This window comes from Streptomyces alkaliphilus (assembly GCF_014141535.1).
Classification (GTDB): Bacteria; Actinomycetota; Actinomycetes; order Streptomycetales; family Streptomycetaceae; genus Streptomyces; species Streptomyces alkaliphilus.
In genome coordinates this window covers 1-15,452 of the sequence record NZ_VKHT01000030.1, presented here as the reverse complement: position 1 = coordinate 15,452, position 15,452 = coordinate 1, and the positions used below count along the sequence as shown (strand labels likewise).

Annotated in this window: 10 protein-coding genes; 7 read left to right on the top strand and 3 right to left on the bottom strand. The window is 70.6% G+C overall.

The features are described 5' to 3' along the window. Window positions 1-154 precede the first annotated feature (154 nt). Both FNQ90_RS02195 and acnA read right to left on the bottom strand, forming a co-directional pair. A complete protein-coding gene (locus tag FNQ90_RS02195) occupies window positions 155-1,345 on the bottom strand; it encodes an ROK family transcriptional regulator (protein WP_143620242.1) in 1,191 nt (396 codons plus the stop codon). A 407-nt stretch (window positions 1,346-1,752) separates the two neighbouring features. Further along, on the bottom strand, window positions 1,753-4,473 hold the full coding sequence (acnA, locus tag FNQ90_RS02190) for an aconitate hydratase AcnA (protein ID WP_182604688.1): 2,721 nt from the start codon (window positions 4,471-4,473) through the stop codon (window positions 1,753-1,755). A gap of 188 nt (window positions 4,474-4,661) precedes the next feature. Here acnA and FNQ90_RS02185 point away from each other — a divergent pair, with 188 nt between their 5' ends. After that, entirely contained in the window at window positions 4,662-5,762 is a 1,101-nt protein-coding gene (locus FNQ90_RS02185) for a S66 family peptidase (protein ID WP_182604689.1), read from the top strand. Here FNQ90_RS02185 and FNQ90_RS27990 read toward each other — a convergent pair. After that, window positions 5,756-5,890 carry a hypothetical protein gene (locus tag FNQ90_RS27990; protein ID WP_267133005.1) on the bottom strand — a complete coding sequence of 45 codons (135 nt, stop codon included), beginning with the start codon at window positions 5,888-5,890 and terminating at the stop codon, window positions 5,756-5,758. The two genes, FNQ90_RS02185 and FNQ90_RS27990, sit on opposite strands and share 7 nt — an antisense overlap. A 464-nt stretch (window positions 5,891-6,354) precedes the next feature. Between FNQ90_RS27990 and FNQ90_RS02180 the strand changes: the two genes are divergently transcribed. The 6 genes from FNQ90_RS02180 to FNQ90_RS02155 all read left to right on the top strand — a co-directional run. Then, window positions 6,355-7,884, top strand: coding sequence for a UDP-N-acetylglucosamine 1-carboxyvinyltransferase (locus FNQ90_RS02180; protein ID WP_143617030.1), 1,530 nt, complete (start codon window positions 6,355-6,357; stop codon window positions 7,882-7,884). Between the two features lie 1,130 nt (window positions 7,885-9,014). Beyond that, window positions 9,015-9,605, top strand: a complete 591-nt coding sequence (locus FNQ90_RS02175) for a cysteine hydrolase (RefSeq protein ID WP_182604687.1) — start codon at window positions 9,015-9,017, stop codon at window positions 9,603-9,605. Window positions 9,606-9,663: 58 nt separating this feature from the next. Continuing rightward, window positions 9,664-10,692: a hydrogenase expression/formation protein HypE gene (gene hypE / locus FNQ90_RS02170; RefSeq protein WP_182604686.1), complete on the top strand. Its 1,029-nt coding sequence runs from the start codon at window positions 9,664-9,666 to the stop codon at window positions 10,690-10,692. Between the two features lie 12 nt (window positions 10,693-10,704). After that, window positions 10,705-13,065, top strand: coding sequence for a carbamoyltransferase HypF (gene hypF / locus FNQ90_RS02165; protein WP_182604685.1), 2,361 nt, complete (start codon window positions 10,705-10,707; stop codon window positions 13,063-13,065). Then, complete coding sequence (locus FNQ90_RS02160) at window positions 13,062-14,306, top strand: ATP-grasp domain-containing protein (protein ID WP_182604684.1); 1,245 nt, start codon at window positions 13,062-13,064, stop codon at window positions 14,304-14,306. Before hypF ends, FNQ90_RS02160 begins: the two co-directional genes overlap by 4 nt. A 92-nt stretch (window positions 14,307-14,398) precedes the next feature. Continuing rightward, a partial coding sequence (locus FNQ90_RS02155) for an ATP-grasp domain-containing protein (RefSeq protein ID WP_182604683.1) occupies window positions 14,399-15,452 on the top strand: 1,054 nt, incomplete at its 3' end.

Genomic DNA, 15,452 nt, shown 5'->3' with positions numbered 1-15,452 from the left:
CCCCCGGGCGGAGCCCTCTGCCGGAGAGGCCATGCTCCCACCTTCCCGACGAAGGTCACCATTCGGCACTCCGCGCGGGCATCCGCCCCCGGCTCACCGGACGCCCGGCCCGTCCCCTCGCGGGAGCGCCGCCCCGGCGCCGCCCCGGAAGGGCTCAGGGCTGCCGGTAGCCGTTCACGGCGCCGAGCAGCACCCCGTCGCCCATCTCCCGCAGCACCAGGGCCAGCGCCCCGAGGACCTCGGCCCGGCCGCCCAGTGCGCCCGGCACCAGGGACACCCGTCGCGCCGCCGAGGGGATGGCGTATCGGCTCACCGAGTCACGGATGGGCCCCAGCGCCAGTTCCCCCGCCTCCGCCAGGTCACCGCCGAGCACCACCCTGGTGGGGTTGAGCAGGTTGCACAGCTGCGCCACCCCCTGGCCCACGTTGCGGCCCACGTCCGCGATCACCCGGCGGCAGCCGGGGTCCCCCTCGCGCGCCAACTGCACCACCCGGGGCATGGTCAGATCCGTGCCGTGGTTGGCGTGCAGCAGCGGCAGCACGTGCCGGGCCGCGGTGAAGGTCTCCAGGCAGCCGCGGTTGCCGCAGCGGCACACCGGTCCCGACTCGTCCAGGGTGATGTGTCCGATCTCCCCGGCCGTGCCTCCCGGGCCCCGGTAGATCCGTCCGTCGATCACCAGGCCGGCGCCGACGCCGCTGGCCACCTTGATGTAGGCCAGGTCGCGCACCCCGCGCCCGCTGCCCCACACCAGTTCGCCCAGGGCGCCGAGGTTGGCGTCGTTGTCCACGTGCACCGGCACGCCCAGCCGCTCGGCCAGCTCCTCGCGCGGGTTGATGCCGCGCCAGCCGGGCAGGATCGCGGTGGAGCCCAGGGTGCCGGTCTCCACGTCGATCGGACCGGGGACGCCCAGGCCCACCCCGATGGTCTTGTCCGGGTTCACGCCGGCCATCGCCAGCAGCCGGGCCACCAGCTTCTCCGCCCGGGAGAAGCCCTGGTCGGCGGAGGAGTCCACGTCGAAGGGCTCCGCCTCCTCGGCCAGCACCTGGTGGGCGAGGTTGCCCACCGCGACCCGCAGGTGGGAGTGGCCGAAGTCCACGCCGACCACGATGCCCGCGTCCGTGGAGAGCGAGACGCTGCGGGCCCGTCGACCGCCGGCTGAGGTGGTGCGCACGTCCACCGTGCCCAGGTCCCGCAGTTCGCGGACGATGTTGGAGACCGTCGCGGCCGACAGACCGGTGGTGCGGGCGATCTCCGCCTGTGTGAGCGCCCCTGCCGATCGGACGGCCCGCACCACTCGTTCCAGGTTGGCGCGGTGCAGTGACGACTGCGAGCCCGGAGTCTCCACGACCCTCTCCCAGCGTGTTCGTTGTCCCCGGGCGGACTCGTCCCGGGGTCCGCCGGCCGCCCGTGGGGAGGGAGACGGCACCACGACCACTATATGAACTGACGATCGCCCCGGGGGAAACTCCGACCGAACCGGTCCCGGTCCGGTCGGTCACCGGCCGGCGCCGGGACGTGCGGCCCGGGATTCGGCACCGCCCGCTCGCCGCCCGAAGGCGCCCGTTCCCCGCCCGTTCCCCTCCGGTCGTCCTCCCGACGGTGTGCCGGGGCGCTCCCGGGCGGGACCGGACACGCCCGCGCCCCCGGGTTCCGGAGCGGACCCGGGGGCGCGGCGCGGGACGCGAGACACGCGGCGTCGTGTCGCGGTACGCGCGCCGGGCGGGCCGGCTCACCGACCCGCCCGGCCCCCGATCACCTGCGGATCAGCGAACGCAGCACGTACTGCATGATCCCGCCGTTGCGGTAGTAGTCCGCCTCACCGGGGGTGTCGATGCGGACCACCGCGTCGAACTCCACGCCGGTGTCGGTGGCGACCTTCACCGTCTCCGGGATCCCGCCCTCGTTGAGCGCGGTGATGCCGGTGATCGAGAAGGTCTCCTCACCGGTCAGCCCCAGGTCCAGCGCCGAGGCGCCCTCGGGGAACTGCAGCGGCAGCACGCCCATGCCGATCAGGTTGGAGCGGTGGATGCGCTCGTAGGACTCGGCGATGACCGCCTTGACGCCCAGCAGCGCGGTGCCCTTGGCCGCCCAGTCGCGGGAGGAACCCGAGCCGTACTCCTTGCCCGCCAGGACCACCAGCGGGATACCGGCCTCCTGGTAGTTGCGGGAGGCGTCGTAGATGAAGGAGACCGGCCCGCCCTCCTGCGTGAAGTCCCGGGTGTAACCGCCCTCGGTGCCCGGCGCGATCTGGTTGCGCAGGCGGATGTTGGCGAAGGTGCCCCGGATCATGACCTCGTGGTTGCCGCGGCGCGAGCCGTAGCTGTTGAAGTCGCGGCGCTCCACTCCGTGCTCGGTGAGGTACTTCCCGGCGGGGGTGTCGGCCTTGATGGCACCGGCCGGGGAGATGTGGTCGGTGGTCACCGAGTCGCCCAGCTTGGCCAGCACCCGGGCCCCGGAGATGTCGCCGACCGGCTCCGGGTCCATGCCCATGCCCTCGAAGTACGGGGGCTTGCGGACGTAGGTGGACTCCGCGTCCCACTCGAAGGTGTCGCCGGTGGGCACCGGCAGGGAGCGCCACTGGTCGTCACCGGCGAAGACGTCGGCGTAGCTGCCGGCGAACATCTCCTGGCCGATCGCGGAGGCGACGACCTCCTCGACCTCCTGCTCGGTGGGCCAGATGTCGGCCAGGTGCACCGGGTTGCCCTCGGTGTCGATGCCCAGCGCGTCGCGGGTGATGTCCACCTTCATGGACCCGGCGATGGCGTAGGCCACCACCAGCGGCGGGGACGCCAGGTAGTTCATCTTCACGTCCGGGTTGATCCGGCCCTCGAAGTTGCGGTTGCCGGACAGGACCGAGACCACGGCCAGGTCGTGGGCGTTGACCGCCTCGGAGACCTCCTCCGGCAGCGGGCCGGAGTTGCCGATGCAGGTGGTGCAGCCGTAACCGACCAGGTTGAACCCCATCTTGTCCAGGTAGGGGGTCAGGCCGGCGCGGTCGTAGTAGTCCATGACGACCTTGGAGCCGGGCGCCAGGGTGGTCTTGACCCACGGCTTGCGGGACAGGCCGCGCTCCACCGCCTTCTTGGCGACCAGGGCGGCGGCCACCATGACGTACGGGTTGGAGGTGTTGGTGCAGGAGGTGATCGCCGCGACGGTCACCGCGCCGTGGTCGATCTCGTAGGTCACGCCGTCGGGGGAGGTGACGGTGACCGGGTTGCTCGGCACGTCGCTGGAGACGGCCGGGGCGTCGGAGGCCGGGAAGGACTCCTTGCCCGCCTCGTCCAGGTCGGTGTCGTCCACGTACGCGCGCACGTCCTGGCCGAACTGCGGGGCGGCGTCGGCCAGCGCGATGCGGTCCTGCGGGCGCTTCGGGCCGGCGATGGAGGGCACCACGGTGGACAGGTCCAGCTCGAGGTGCTCGGAGAAGTCCGGCTCGGCGGCCGGGTCCAGCCACAGGCCCTGCTCCTTGGCGTACGCCTCGACCAGGGCGAGCTGCTGCTCGTCGCGGCCGGTCAGTCGCAGGTAGTTGATGGTCTCGCCGTCGATGGGGAACATCGCGGCGGTGGAGCCGAACTCCGGCGACATGTTGCCGATGGTGGCGCGGTTGGCCAGCGGCACCGCCGAGACGCCCTCGCCGTAGAACTCCACGAACTTGCCGACCACGCCGTGCTTGCGCAGCATCTCGGTGATGGTGAGCACCAGGTCGGTGGCGGTGGTGCCGGTGGGCAGTTCGCCGGTGAGCTTGAAGCCGACCACCCGCGGGATCAGCATGGAGACCGGCTGGCCGAGCATCGCCGCCTCGGCCTCGATGCCGCCGACGCCCCAGCCCAGCACGCCCAGGCCGTTGACCATGGTGGTGTGGGAGTCGGTGCCGACCAGGGTGTCCGGGTAGGCCCTGCCGTCGCGGACCATGACCACGCGGGCCAGGTGCTCGATGTTGACCTGGTGGACGATGCCGGTGCCCGGCGGGACGACCTTGAACTCGTCGAAGGCGGTCTGACCCCAGCGCAGGAACTGGTAGCGCTCGCGGTTGCGGCCGTACTCCAACTCGACGTTCTGGCGGAAGGCGTTGGCGGTGCCGAACTTGTCGGCGATCACCGAGTGGTCGATGACCAGCTCGGCGGGGGCCAGCGGGTTGATGCGGGCGGGGTCACCGCCCAGTTCCTTGACCGCCTCGCGCATGGTGGCCAGGTCGACCACGCAGGGTACGCCGGTGAAGTCCTGCATGATCACCCGGGCGGGGGTGAACTGGATCTCGTGGCTCGGCCTGGCGGAGGCGTCCCAGCCGCCGAGCGTGCGGATGTGGTCGGCGGTGATGTTCGCGCCGTCCTCGGTGCGCAGCAGGTTCTCCAGCAGGACCTTCAGGCTGTAGGGCAGACGGGCCGAGCCCTCCACCTTGTCCAGCCGGTAGATCTCATACGACTCGTCGCCCACCCGCAGCGTGCTACGGGCGTCGAAGCTGTTCGCCGACACGACAGACTCCTTCGGTGCATGACTCGCGCGTCCTGACGCCATCCTGCCGCGCGCCGCACGCCCGTGACCGGTAAGGCAAGCCTTAGTCGCCGGCGCGTGGCGCGACCGGGACGACTCCGCGGGGTGGCGGGGCGGGACGGTGACGCGCCCCTCGACAAAATATCTCGATGTCGAGATAACTCTAGTACATCCACGCCCGCCGGTCATGCGCCGGGTGTCCGTCGGGCCATCGGGGCCGTCCCGCCGGACACCCGCGGCGAAAACCCGTCGCCCACCACGTCGGCGCGCACCTACGCTCGGCGGATGACGGACGCCTCACGCCCCGCGACGTACCCCGCCCCCACGAACTCGGCCTGCGCAGACTGCGCGAGGAGTTCGGCCTGATCCCGGTGGAGTACCCGACGACCCGCCGGATGGGGGCCTCCCCCGCGGAGCGTGCCGCCGACCTCCACGCCGCCTTCTCCGATCCGGGGATCGGGGCGGTGATCGCCACCATCGGCGGGGACGACCGGATCACCGTGCTGCCCCACCTCGATCGTGAACTGCTGCGTGCCCACCCCAAGCGGTTCCTCGGGTACAGCGACAACACCAACCTGCTGCTGTTCCTGCGCGATCCGGGCATCGTCGGGTACCACGGAGGGTCGGTGATGGTGGAGCTGGGTCGCCCCGGGGCGATGCACCCGATGACCGCCGACTCGCTGCGCGCCGCCCTCTTCGGTCGGGGCCCGTACGAACTGACCCCCGCCCCCGCGTACACCGACGTGGTCGGCGACTGGGCCGACCCCCGCACCTTCGACCACGAGCCGGACACCGAACCCGGTGACGGCTGGATCCGGCACAACGCCGAGCGGGTGGTCGAGGGCCCCGGCGGGGGCGGCGACCTGGAGATCCTCTCCTGGCTGCTGATGGCGGACCGTGCCGTCGGACCGCCGGAGCGCCACGAGGGCGAGGTGCTGTTCATCGAGACCTCGGAGGAGTTGCCCCGCGCCACGGAGGTGTACCGGATCCTGCGGAACACGGGCGAGCGCGGCCTGCTGGGCCGCTTCCCGGCGGTGCTGGTGGGCCGCGCGAGGAGTTGGTCCTTCGACCGTCCGCTCGCCGCCCCGGAGCGGGAACGGTACCGAGAGGAGCAGCGGGAGGCCGTGCTGCGGGCCCTGCGGGAGTACGCGCCCGACGCGATGGCGGTGTTCGACGTGGACCTCGGCCACACCGATCCGCAACTCGTCATCCCCGTCGGCGGCACGATCCGGGTGGACGGCCCGGCCCGTCGCATCACCGTCACCTACTGACCGGCCCCGCCCCGCCGGTCCGGGACGAAGGACGCCCGCCGGAGTTCCTCGGCCCCCGGGTCCACCGGTCCGAAGCAGAGGTGGTCGAGGTCACGGGACCGGGCGAGGGTGAGGAGGTGCTCCACCATCGCCTCCACCCCGGGGCGCTCCTTTACCGGGCGCGGCGATCGGATCCCCCGGGCGGGCGCCGAGTCGGACACGAGGGCCCAACCGAGGTGTGCCAACTCGCGGACCTCGGGCCACCGCTCCCACTCCCACTCGGTGCGGGGCGGTTTCCCACCACCGGTTCGTCGTCACCATGCCGCTCCCCTCTCCCGGCGCCGGTTTCCGGGGTCCGGCATGGACCGGTTTCCCCCGAGGCACCCGGGACATCCTTCCCCCGTGCACGGAATCTCCCCGGGCTTCCGCGCGGCCTCCGACGGGTCGGGACACGCCCGGGCGCGGGGCACGGGCGTGTCGCGGCGGGAAGGGCTTTCGGCCCCTCGACGACCGGCGGCGATGTGCCCGGGATGGAAAAGTCATTCGATCGAGGCATCACTCGAACGGACGCACGTGGCAGGCGGCATCTCATATCCGAGATACAGTCGTTGCCATGACCGAGGACTACCTTGCCCGTATCGGCAAGCTCATCCGGGACGCCCGCCAGCATCGCGGCTGGACCCAGCTACAGTTGGCGGAGGCGCTGAACACCAGCCAGAGCGCTGTCAACCGCATCGAACGCGGGAACCAGAACATCAGCCTTGAGATGATCGCGAGAATCGGCGAGGCCCTGGACAGCGAGATCGTGTCCCTCGGCTACGCCGGTCCGATGCATCTGCGGGTCGTCGGCGGACGCCACCTGTCCGGCTCCATCGACGTCAAGACGAGCAAGAACGCCTGCGTCGCCCTGCTGTGCGCCTCCCTCCTCAACTCCGGCCGCACCGTGCTGCGTCGGGTGGCCCGCATCGAGGAGGTCTACCGCATCCTGGAGGTGCTCTCCTCCATCGGCGTGCGTACCCGCTGGATCAACGACGGCGCCGACCTGGAGATCGTGCCGCCCGCCGAGCTGGACCTCGACGCGATGGACGCCGACGCCGCCCGGCGCACCCGCAGCATCATCATGTTCCTGGGCCCGCTGCTGCACCGCATGGACCGGTTCAAGCTCCCCTACGCCGGCGGCTGCGACCTGGGCACCCGCACCGTGGAGCCGCACCTCGCCGCGCTGCGCCGATTCGGCCTGGACATCACCGCCACCGAGGGCACCTACCACGCCGTGGTCGACTCCTCGGTGCGCCCGGACCGCCCGATCGTGCTGACCGAGCGCGGCGACACCGTCACCGAGAACGCGCTGCTCGCCGCCGCCCGCCACGACGGTGTGACCGTCATCCGCAACGCCTCCTCCAACTACATGGTCCAGGACCTGTGCTTCTTCCTGGAGGCGCTGGGCGTGCGGGTGGAGGGCGTGGGCACCACCACCCTCACCGTGCACGGCGTGGCGGAGATCGACCGGGACGTGGACTACTCCCCCTCCGAGGACCCGGTCGAGGCGATGAGCCTGATCGCCGCCGCCGTGGTCACCTCCTCCGAACTGACCGTGCGCCGGGCGCCGGTGGAGTTCCTGGAGATCGAGCTGGCCGTGCTGGAGGGCATGGGGCTGGACTACTCCGTCTCCCCCGAGTACACCGCCGACAACGGCCGCACCCGACTGGCCGACGTCACCGTGCGGCCGTCCAAGCTCGAGGCACCGATCGACAAGATCCACCCCATGCCGTTCCCGGGGCTGAACATCGACAACGTGCCGTTCTTCGCCGCCATCGCGGCCAGCGCGCACGGCTCGACGCTCATCCACGACTGGGTCTACGACAACCGGGCGATCTACCTCACCGACCTCAACCGCCTCGGCGGCCGGCTCCAGCTCCTGGACCCGCACCGGGTACTGGTGGAGGGTCCGACCCGTTGGCGGGCCGCCGAGATGATGTGCCCACCGGCGCTGCGCCCGGCCGTGGTCGTGCTGCTGGCGATGATGGCCGCCGAGGGCACCTCGGTGCTGCGCAACGTCTACGTCATCAACCGCGGCTACGAGGAGCTCGCCGAGCGTCTGAACTCCGTCGGCGCGCAGATCGAGATCTTCCGCGACATCTGATGTGAGGAGACCGCCGCACCCCTTCCGACCTGCGTCGACGCGGGACGGGGAGGGGTGCGGCGGCATCCCCGGGACTTCCCCGGGACTTCGGTCCCGCGGTGGGCCGGGAGCCACGCTTCCCGGGCCCCGCCGGCCGGCCCCGGCTACGCGAGGATCGCGTCGATGGCGGCGCTGCCCCGTGCGCCGGCGCGCGGCGGGGAAGTACTCGCACGGCGTGTCGCGCAGCCACCGGCAGGTGCGGGCACGCCACCGGGGCGAGGACCGGTGAACTCGACGGACGACCTCCGGGCCCGAGGGCCGCTCGCCGCCTCCGGCTACGGGCGGTAGCGGCTCGCGATCGACGCGGGCCGCACCGACCGGCCCCGGGGTCGCGAAACCGGAGCCGATCGGATCCCGACCCGAGGTCGTCCCGGCCCTCGCCCCGCTCGTCACCGAGCGGCGACAACTCTTGGTTCCGGTCAGGTGCTTTCCGCTCACGCGCCATACGGGAGGCACGTCCCACGACCCGGGGGCCCGCTCCGTGTGACGGTCGGCACCGGGGGCACCGGCGGGGTCGGCCGCGGGAGGCACGGCAGCGCGAGACCCGGCCGTATCCGGAAGTACCGGCGGCGTTTCGGTGCCGGGAGGAAGTGCCCGAAAGACCACGGCGGTCCGGGTCCGATACCGGGAACGGGATGAACCGGACCGGCTGTATTCGGCCACCGTTGTCCGGACGACCGCCTCCCCGGCCGGGGTGAAAAGGGGCAGGACACAGACTGTGTGCCCCGCGGGGGAAACAGGTGAGGGGTGCCGAACGTGCTGCGGAGAGGGGGCCGCCGATGTCGCGAACCGTTGCAGTGCCCCACGGGGGACGGAGTCTTCGTTGACTCTTTTCGGCCACCCGGAGGGGACGGCTCCCTTTCGGGTCCACACCAGTATTGACCGACACCTGATGCCGTGCAACAGTTTTGGCGCCACTGCGAGGGGGGCACGAGGGGAGAATGAAGGTTGCACTCGCAGTCGTGTCCCGCCCTTCCCGCCGTTCCTTTTGAAACCGTCTCGCGTGCACACATTCCGCGAGTGGTTTGCTCCTCTTTCTCCGCTGTTGCCGGTCGGCATCGACTTCGTCGTGCCCGCATTCAAGGATTCCCATGGGAAAGATAGCCGTACTGACCAACGATCTTCAGTCCGACGTCGTCGACAAGACGCCGGAGCGCACAGCGGCCATAGCCGAGGCACGTCCGCGGTTCCTGGGGTTCTTGGCGGAGATGCGCCGACGCGGGCACGGGATCTACCACCTCCAGTTGGTGAATCTGCCCGACGACCCGAACGTCGAGCGCGAACCGGACGGCACCCTTCCGCTCCAGCGCGGCTCCCGGGGCGCGGCGATCATCGAGGACTTCCTCGACCCCTCGGACACGGTGGTGGAGAAGAACAAGGACAGCGGCTTCTACGAAACGGAACTCCATGATCGACTGCAGAACGACGGCGTTGACACCGTGCTCGTGACCGGCCTCCAGACGCAGATCTGCGTTCAGACCACGGCTGCCGACGCCTTCTTCCGCGGTTACAACGTCTGGGTCCCCTCCGACTGCGTCGTCTCGGGCAACCCCGAGGATCGCGACCGGGCTCTGGAGTGGCTCGGTGGCTACTGCGCGACGGTGGCCTCATCGGACGAGATCCTCGCGGCGCTCGACCAGCACGGCGAACTGGCGCGGAAAGTGGTGAAAATCCTGCCCTGACATTGCTTCGGCGCACCTCCGCGATCCGTGTCTTTCGACCCGAAGGGATCCGCCCGACATGGACAGAAGTAAGTACGACAATTCCTCCGAGATTGTTCTCGATCATGGAAGCGGCGCACAGCTCAGCCATGAACTGGTCTCGCTCATCGTGGAAACACTCGGCGATGTTTATCTGGGCGAGATGGAGGACAGTGCGATGCTTCCCATCGAAGGCGGGAGGATCGCGATGACCACCGACTCGTTCGTGGTGGATCCGCCGTTTTTCGGCAATGGGGATATCGGAAAGATCGCCGTATGCGGAACCGTCAACGACCTGGCTGTCGTCGGTTCCAAGCCGTTGTACCTGACACTCGGCATGATCCTGGAGACGGGGCTGCCGATGGAACGTCTGGTGCGGGTCCTCACCTCCATCCGGGAGACGGCTCGGGAGGCGGGCGTCCGGATCGTGTGCGGCGACACCAAGGTCGTACGCAAAGGCGAAGCGGACCGGATATACCTCAACACCGCCGGTGTGGGCGTCTTCGAGAGGGAGCCCCTGAGGATGGGCCGGGTGCGCCCCGGCGATCGGGTCATCCTCAGCGGACCGATCGGGAACCACACCGTCCACCTGTTGTCCATCCGGGAGGGCCTCGGCTTCGAGCAGCGGGTATTGAGCGACTGCGCGCCGCTGAACGGTCTCCTGGAGACGGTCTTCGGCCGAGTGGAAGAGGGCATGGTGCGCTCCGTACGCGATGTCACCCGGGGTGGGTTGGCGGCCGTACTGCACGAGTACGCGGACGCTCTCGGGCACACCGTCCGGGTCGATCAGGAGACGTTGCCGATCCAACCGGAGACGGCCATGGCCATGGACATGCTGGGCATCGACCCCATTCACACCGCCAACGAGGGCTGCCTTTGCCTGTTCGTGGCCCCGGCGGCCGAGGAGCGGGTCCTGGCGGCCCTGCGATCCCACCGCTACGGAAACCGGGCCGTGACCATCGGCGAGGTCACCGGGCGGGCGGATCCCCTGGTACTGCTGCGTGACCGGGCCGGGCGGGAATCCGTCCTGGAGGAGCTCCGGGGCGCCGAACTCCCCCGGCTCTGCTGAGCGGTGCGGACCATGTCGACCGACGGGCGTGCGGCCCGCAGGGAAATCCGCGTCGAAGGTGTCGTCCAGGGAGTCGGCTACCGACCGTTCGTCTACAAGCTCGCGCTCACCTGTGGTCTGGCGGGTTGGGTGCTCAACGACCCGGAGGGAGTGTTGATCGAGGTACGCGGGGCGCCGGATGTACTGGATCGCTTCACCACCGCGTTACGCCGGGAAGCGCCCCCACTGGCCCGGGTCACCGAGGTGCGGGTGACCGAACTTCCCCGGGACGACACCGCCCCCGATGGGTTCGAGATCAGGCAGAGCGTACAGGAGGGGCGCAAGGACACCCTGGTCGCCTCTGACGGCGACATCTGCGCGGACTGTCTGGCGGAATTGCGGGACCCGGGCAACCGAAGACACGGATACCCCTTCATCAACTGCACCAACTGCGGTCCGCGCTACTCGATCATCCGGGGTCTCCCCTATGACCGCGCGATGACCACCATGGCCGCCTTCACCATGTGCGCGCCCTGCACCCGGGAGTACAGGGACCCTCTGGACCGGCGCTACCACGCCCAGCCCAACGCCTGTGCCTCCTGCGGGCCGCAACTGCTGCTGGCCGACCCGTCGGGAGTCCTCGCACGCGGCGAGGAGGCACTGGAACGGGCCATCCGGGCCCTCTCCGCGGGGACGATCGTCGCCGTCAAGAGCGTGGGCGGCTTCCATTTGGCCGTGGACGCACGCGAGGCCGAGGCCGTGCGCCTCCTGCGGACCCGCAAGCGTCGCGACTCCAAGCCCTTCGCCGTGATGGTTCGGGATCTCGATATCGCGGCGGAAATCGTCGAGTTGCGTCCGACCGAGTCGGCCCTGCTGTCCTCCCCGGCCCGTCCGATCGTGCTCGCGCGCAAGCGGCCCGGCCGTCTACCGGAGGCCATCGCCCCGAGGAACCCCAACCTGGGCGTGATGCTGCCCTCCGCACCGCAACATCATCTCCTGATGGACGCCCCCGAGCTGGGGCCGCTGGTGATGACCAGTGGAAACGTGTCCGGGTACCCCATCGCACACCGCAACGAGGACGCCCTCGACCGCCTCTTCGCGATCGCGGACCTCATCCTCTACAACGACCGCGACATCGAGATCCGGGTGGACGACTCCCTGGTGCGCTCCTCCGAGCACCCGGCGCTCGACGAGCCGGTGCTGACCTTCGTGCGCCGTGCCCGGGGCTATGCCCCCTACCCCGTGGAGACCGGCATCGACCTGCACCCCCTCGTCGCCTACGGCGCGGAACTCAAGACCACGGTCGCCCTCTCCAGCGGCACCCGCGTCTACCTCAGCCAGCACATCGGGGACCTCAAGAACGACGCGACGCTCCGGTCGCACCAGGAGACGGCCGGGCACCTGGCGGCCCTCCACGATCTGACCCCCCGTGCCGCCGCGGTGGACCTCCACCCGCAGTTCCGCTCCACCCGACTCGCGCTGGGGGAACGCGGAACGGACTTCGACACCGTCGTTCACGTGCAGCACCACCACGCGCACATGGCCTCCTGCATGGCCGAGAACGGCCTGAGCGGGACGACCCTGGGCGTGATCTTCGATGGCGCCGGCTTCGGCGGGGACGGCACCATCTGGGGCGGTGAGTTCCTCCGGGGGGACTATCTGGAGGCAGCGCGGGTGGCCCATTTGCGTCCCGTACCGCTGCTGGGCGGTGACCGCGCGGTGCGGGAACCGATCCGCACCGGCTTCGCCCTGGCGCTGGATGCCTTCGGCGACCCGGACGAGGCCGTGGCCGCCTTCCCGGTGCTGAGCCTGCTCGACGGACAGCAACGGCGTGTCTTCACCACGATGGCCCGGCGCGGCGTCAACGCGCCCCCCGCGTCGAGCATGGGCCGCCTGTTCGACGGCGTGGCGGCGCTTCTGGGGGTCACCACACACGCCGAGTACGAGGCCCAGGGCCCCATCGAACTGGAGGGCCTGCTGGCCCGGGACCTCACGCTCACGCCGGAGGCCGAACGCTACCGATTCGGCAGCCGGCCCGGTGACGCCCTGGAGATCGACCCCCGACCCGTCATCACGGCTGTTGCGGGAGACCTGGCGGCGGGAGTCCCCTCGGACGAGATCAGCCGGCGTTTCCACTCCGCGGTGGTCGGCATGGTGGTGGAGCACTGCGCGGTGCTGCGCGCCGGGCACGACACCGGGGACCTCCGGCAGGTCGTACTCTCCGGCGGCGTGTTCCTCAACGAGTTCCTGCTGGTCAACTGCCTGGTGGAACTACGCCGTGCCGGCTTCGACACCTACTGCCAGCAGCAGGTCCCGACCAACGACGGAGGCATCGCTCTGGGCCAGATCCTCGTCGCCAACGCCCGTATCGCACGCGCGGGGGAGGCCTCGTGAACACCGGAGTTCCGCACCCACCCACCTCCCACGTGCTCGTTCTGCACCGCTGGCGTGACCGGCACGCCCACTACGCCCGGTATCTGGACCACTCCGCCCACCGCGTCAGTTACGTGACGACGGCTTCCGGGCGCGAGTCCGTCCCCACCACCGCCGCGGCGGTGTCCGTGATCTCCGCGACGGACGCCGTGAACGAGGTGCGAGCCGCGGTGGCGGCGCTGGTCCGGCGCCTGGGGCCGGTCACACGGCTGGTGGCCCTCAACGAGGGAGATCTCGACACGGCCGCCGTGCTGCGCGCCGAATTGGACCTTCCCGGGCAGCGCCCCGGCGAGCTGCGGCGCTTCCGCGACAAGCTCACCATGGTCACCCTGGCCGCTGAGGCGGGCATCCGGGTACCGCCCCACGCGGACGCCGCCGACCCGCGCGTCGTGGCGGATTTCGCGCGACGGTACGGATGGCCCGTCGTGCTCAAACCACGGCGGGGGACGGCCAGCCGGGGCGTCAGGGTGTTGCACGCCCCCCGCGATGTGCCGGATACCGCCGTTTTCGACGCGGAACCGCTCATCGTCCAGTCCTACGTCACCGATCCGGTCGTACACGTCGACGGCCTGTGGACCGGGCGGCGACTCGGCCCATGGCGGGCTTCCCGCTACGTCAACAGTTGCCGCGGCTTCACACAGGGCGAGTTCCTGGGCTCGGTGGAGATCGACGATCCCGAGCTCCTGGGGCACCTGGAAGCCTTCACCGGCCGCTGCGTCTCCGCGCTGGGCGGGGACCGACCCCGGGTTTTCCATCTGGAGGCGTTCGTGGGAAAGGACGCAGACGGCACTCCTCGGATCACCTTCCTCGAAGCCGGAGCCCGCGTGGGTGGCGGCGAGATCCCCTTCGTCTGGCGCGAGGTGCACGGCACGGACCTGATGGGTGCCGCCGCGGCCATCCAGCTCGGCCGTGACCCGGAACCGGCCTCCTCGCCGGCCGGAGAGACCGCCGGTTGGCTGCTGCTGCCGGTACCCGTGCCGCCACCGTGCCGGGTGGTCTCCGTCCGGGTCGATGTTCAGGAGGTCGACGGCCCCTACGCGCGGGTGATCCCGACGCCGGGGTCCGTCATCCCGCGGATCGGCGGATACGAGCACGTGGCGGCCCGCTTCCGTTTCCGCGGTCCCTCCAGCCAGGAGGTGGAAGCGGCCGTGATGAAGACGGCTTCCTCCTTCACCATGCGTTGCGCCCCGCTGCCGGCCTGAGGCGGCAGCGCACGTCCCGGCCTCCGGGCCGGTGGAACCACCGCCCGGCTCCTCGGACCGGTGACACAACGAAAGGAACTGGTGAGCGCCTGATGCCCAGCCCGAAGAGTCGTCTCGTCGTGGTCGGCAGCCGGTTGCAGGCCTACCGCGAGTACGCCATGGCCTCGCTGGCCCGGGAGCACGAGTTGATGCTGGTGACCTCACCCGCCGCGAGCTGGGAGAAACCGCACATCTCCGATTTCCGGACGGCCGATACGACAGATCCCGCCGCGCTGCGCGCAGCCGTCGGCGAACTGCTGTCCGCGGGGTCCGGAGAGGTGGAGACCGGCATCTTCACGTGGGACGAGCTCTCCCTGACCGCCACGGCCACCGTCGCGGCTGAACTGGGGCTGCCCCACATGTCCGTCCGAGCCGCCGCGGCTTGTCGCGACAAGTACACCGCGCGCGGCCTGCTGGACCGGGCCGGGCTGCCGGGTGTGCGACACCGTTTGGTGCACTCCGTGGAGGAAGCGGGGGCCGCCGCTCGGGAGATCGGCTACCCCGTGGTCCTCAAAGCGCGTTCACTGGCCGGGAGCATGGGTGTCGCCCGGGCCCGTGACGCCGAGGAGCTGGCCGGCGCCTATGAGACCGCCGCGGGCGTCACCTTTCCCGGCCTGCGGAAGGCCCCCGGTGTCCTGCTCGAGGAGTTCCTGACCGGTCCGGAGATCAGCGTCGACAGCTGTGTGGAGAACGGTGAGGCCGTTCCCGTGGTCGTCGCCCGAAAACGGCTCGGCTTCGACCCCGCCTTCGAGGAGGTCGGCCACCTGGTGGCCCCCTGGCGGCACGAGCGGTGGGCCGAGGACGTGACCCGATTGGTCCGGGCCGCTCACCGGGCTCTGGACATCACCCTCGGCATGACCCACACCGAGATCCGTTTGACGCCGGCCGGCCCCCGCCTGATCGAGATCAACGGACGCCTCGGAGGGGGACTCATCCCGTATCTGGGGGCCCTGGCCACCGGAGTCGACCCGGTGAGCGCCGCCGGGGCCCTCGCCCTGGGGCGGAGCCCCGCCCTTGCCGCGTCGCGGGATCGGTGTGCCGAGATCCGCTTCCTCTACCCGCCCCACGACGGCGTGCTGGAGCGGCTGGAGCTGTCTCTTATACACA

What these genes read in the sequence shown, in the direction of transcription:
- hypF (WP_182604685.1), top strand. Translation starts at nt 10,705, where the DNA reads ATGTCGACCGACGGGCGTGCGGCCCGCAGGGAAATCCGCGTCGAAGGT.
- FNQ90_RS02180 (WP_143617030.1), top strand. Translation starts at nt 6,355, where the DNA reads ATGACCGAGGACTACCTTGCCCGTATCGGCAAGCTCATCCGGGACGCC.
- hypE (WP_182604686.1), top strand. Translation starts at nt 9,664, where the DNA reads ATGGACAGAAGTAAGTACGACAATTCCTCCGAGATTGTTCTCGATCAT.
- FNQ90_RS27990 (WP_267133005.1), bottom strand. Translation starts at nt 5,890, where the DNA reads ATGGTGGAGCACCTCCTCACCCTCGCCCGGTCCCGTGACCTCGACCAC.
- FNQ90_RS02175 (WP_182604687.1), top strand. Translation starts at nt 9,015, where the DNA reads ATGGGAAAGATAGCCGTACTGACCAACGATCTTCAGTCCGACGTCGTC.